At 60.4% G+C, this 3438-nt stretch carries 1 protein-coding gene; it reads left to right on the top strand.

Features of this window, described 5'->3' with window-relative positions; translation table 11 throughout:
* Positions 1-675: 675 nt before the first annotated feature.
* Positions 676-3180 carry an arylsulfatase gene (locus tag ACZXDY_RS45140; RefSeq protein ID WP_464349916.1) on the top strand — a complete coding sequence of 835 codons (2505 nt, stop codon included), beginning with the start codon at positions 676-678 and terminating at the stop codon, positions 3178-3180.
* Positions 3181-3438: the final 258 nt, after the last annotated feature.

Raw genomic sequence — 3438 nt, 5'->3', positions numbered from 1 at the left:
GCACCTTCGGCACAGCCTTACGTTCCCTCAAGCGCGGTTTCCTCCCTTGGAGGCTTTCGGACGCCAGCCGCCGAATATGCGGCGCCGTCCCTCATGCGGCCGGCATCCGAAACCCTTCACACAAGCGGAAGTCGCTGAATGAATGATGCCGTTAACTGATGGCGGGCTTAATTCATCTTTTGCCGGAGCTTCCTGATGATCTCGCGGAGGTCGGCCGCATATTCCTCGATCACACGCCGCACTTCTTCCAAGCGCGACGGCTTAGATTCTCTTCCTCAGCTTGTTTGTCGGACTCCGGCACGGCCCGATAGTCCGAAAGGGGGATGGGTGGCCTTTGAGTTAGATCAAGTGAATGTCGTCTAGGGGCTCTGACGGGAACGGCTCTTGTGCCTTTCCAGCCCACGGGGAAGATGTCGAGCGCGGAAGGTGGGACTATCCCACCTCTGGCCCGGGCTCAAAAACGGCATTGATCCAAATCAAGGTGACCGGACATTCAGCCCATCATCATCTGCCCGTTAATTTGCCGGAATTGCATAGCGCGGGCCAGGATTCTCCTCAGGCTGAAGCAGCCGGAGCCGCGTCTGGCGCCGCGGGCCTCCCGACGGGCTCTCCCCAAACGCCAAGTGCCTCAGAGCTTTCGAGCAACATCGGCTGTTGGAATCGGAGGATTGCATCATGAAGGCTTTCAAGACTGCTCTTTCTGGTGTGGCTTTGACCGTGCTGACTGTTGCGCCCGCTTTCGGCCAGCAAACCGCGGGCGTTCGGGGCTCACCGGATGCCACGACAACGATCGACGGCCGCTACCTGCCGCCCCCTCCGCAAAAATTCGAGGGCCAGATCAATCTCAACGCCCTCCAGTCGAAGCCGGGCTGGCCAGCGCGCGTGGTGCCGCCGAAAGGCGCGCCGAATGTCCTGCTCATCATGACCGACGATGTCGGTTTTGGTGCGCCATCGACCTTCGGCGGCGTCATCCCGACACCCGCACTGGACCGGATCGCGGCCGACGGTCTGCGCTACAACAATTTCCACTCGACCTCGCTGTGCTCGCCGACGCGAGCAGCGCTCATAACCGGGCGAAACCACCACTCGGTAGGTTTTGGCGTGATCTCCGAGATCGCGACGGGCTATCCGGGCTATAACAGCGTGATCGGCAAGGACAGCGCCACGATCGGCCGCATTCTGCAGGAAAACGGCTATCGCACCTCGTGGTTCGGCAAGAACCACAACACGCCGGTCTATCAGACGAGCCTCGCGGGCCCGTTCGATCAGTGGCCGACCGGCATGGGATTTGAATACTTCTACGGCTTCATGGGCGGCGATACCGACCAGTGGACGCCGGGCAACCTGTTCCGGAACACCACACACATTCAGCCTTACATGGGGAAACCCGACTGGAATCTGACCACGGCCATGGCCGATGACGCCATCCAGTGGATGAACGGGCTCAATGACGTCAATCCCGATATTCCCTTCTTCCTGTACTACGTCCCGGGCGGCACGCATTCGCCGCACCATCCGACTCCCGAGTGGATCAAGAAAATCAGCGACATGCATCTGTTCGACAAGGGGTGGAATGCCTTGCGCGAGCAGATTTTCGAAAACCAAAAGAAACTTGGCGTCATCCCTGCCGATGCCAAATTGACGCCGTGGCCCGACGACATCCTGAAGAGCTGGGACAAGCTGACGGACGTCGAGAAGAAGCTGTTTATCAAACAAGCCGACGTGTACGCGGCGTATCTCGCCTATACCGATAACGAGATCGGCCGCGTGATCCAGGCAGTCGAGAACATGGGCAAACTCGACAACACGATCATCATTTACATCAGCGGCGACAACGGCGCATCGGCCGAGGGGTCAGTTACCGGGACAATCAATGAGGCTCTGCCGTTCAATGGCATCGACATGACCGCTGAACAGCAAATGCCGTGGTATGACGCCTGGGGGTCGGCGCAAACCTACCCGCACTACGCGGTGGGATGGGCTTGGGCCTTTTGCACTCCGTACAAATGGACCAAGCAGATTCCCTCATTCTTCGGCGGGACGCGCCAGGGCATGGCAATCTCCTGGCCGGCCAAGATCAAGGATAAGGGCGGCATCCGCTCCCAGTTTCACCACGTCATCGACATCGTGCCGACGCTGTTGGAGGCCACCGGCATTCCCGCCCCGGTCATGGTCGATGGCGTCGGGCAGAAGCTAATCGAGGGGATGAGCATGGCCTATACATTCGACAAGGCCAATGCGAACGCGCCGTCCACACACCGGACCCAGTACTTCGAGATGATGAGCGTACAGGGACTGTACAATGACGGCTGGATGTTGAGCGCGGTTCCGATCCGCGCCCCTTGGCAACTTGCCGGCGCGGCGGTTGCCGATCCTGCCACCGCGTTCAAGTTCGAGCTTTATGATCTACACAATGATTGGACGCAGTCAAACGATGTCGCGGCGAAGTACCCGGTCAAGGTGCAAGAGATGCGGGACCTGATGTTCGGCGAATTTGCTAAATATCAAGTGCTGCCGCTGGACGGGTCGGCGTCGACGCGCTTTGTCACGCCACGTCCTAGCATGGCGGCCGGGCGAAACGTCTTCACCTATTCGGGTACGCCCATGAGCATGCCTAACGGCAACCAGCCGAACCTGCTCAACACCTCCTTCACGATAACGGCCGATATCGACGTGCCGCAGAATGGCGCCGAGGGCGTGATCATTGGCGAGGGAGGACGATTTGCCGGATACGCGCTCTATCTCGTGAAGGGTAAGCCCGTGTTCACTCAGAACCTGCTGGACCTCGAACGGGTGCGCTGGGAAGGCACAGACGCGCTTGGTCCTGGCAAGCACACGATCCTGTACGACTTCCGCTATGATGGGCTCGGCATCGGCACGCTCGCGTTCAACAATGTGAGCGGCGTCGGTCGCGGCGGAACGGGGACCCTGAAGGTGGACGGGACGGCGGTGTCCACGAAACGGATGGAGCGAAGCATCCCCCTTGGCCTGCCGCTCGATCAGACGTTCAACATCGGCACCAGCGGTGCCACACCCGTCGACGACCGCGACTACAAGGTGCCGTTCCCGTTCACCGGTAAGATCAACAAGGTGACGCTTGCCGTCGACCCGCCGAAGCTGACGGCAGCGGATGAGAAGAAGCTGATGGAGGCAAGTCGCGCCGCGCACGACGCGAAGTGATGTAGCCCGTTCACGAAGACGGGGCGCGTGCTGAGGTTGGCGCGCCCCACCACCCGCGAAGACTTCGACAGCGCTGCTCCGAGTCCGCTCGGGGTCAAAAGCGCCGTTTAGGAAGCCAGCCAGTCGCTTCCGCTCTGCCCAGATAAACGGACCATTTCAGAACCCGCACGGACTTCGCATTAGGGCCATCGGACTAAACCGCTCGCGCGGTAGGCCGCTGCGGCAAACAGGGTGGCCAAGCCGATAGCGCCAAGGGGC

The organism is Bradyrhizobium sp. LeoB3 (assembly GCF_055456055.1).
This window is presented reverse-complemented; position numbering and strand designations above follow the sequence as displayed.

Coding starts and splice junctions, on each gene's coding strand:
- ACZXDY_RS45140 (WP_464349916.1), top strand. CDS start 676: ATGAAGGCTTTCAAGACTGCTCTTTCTGGTGTGGCTTTGACCGTGCTG.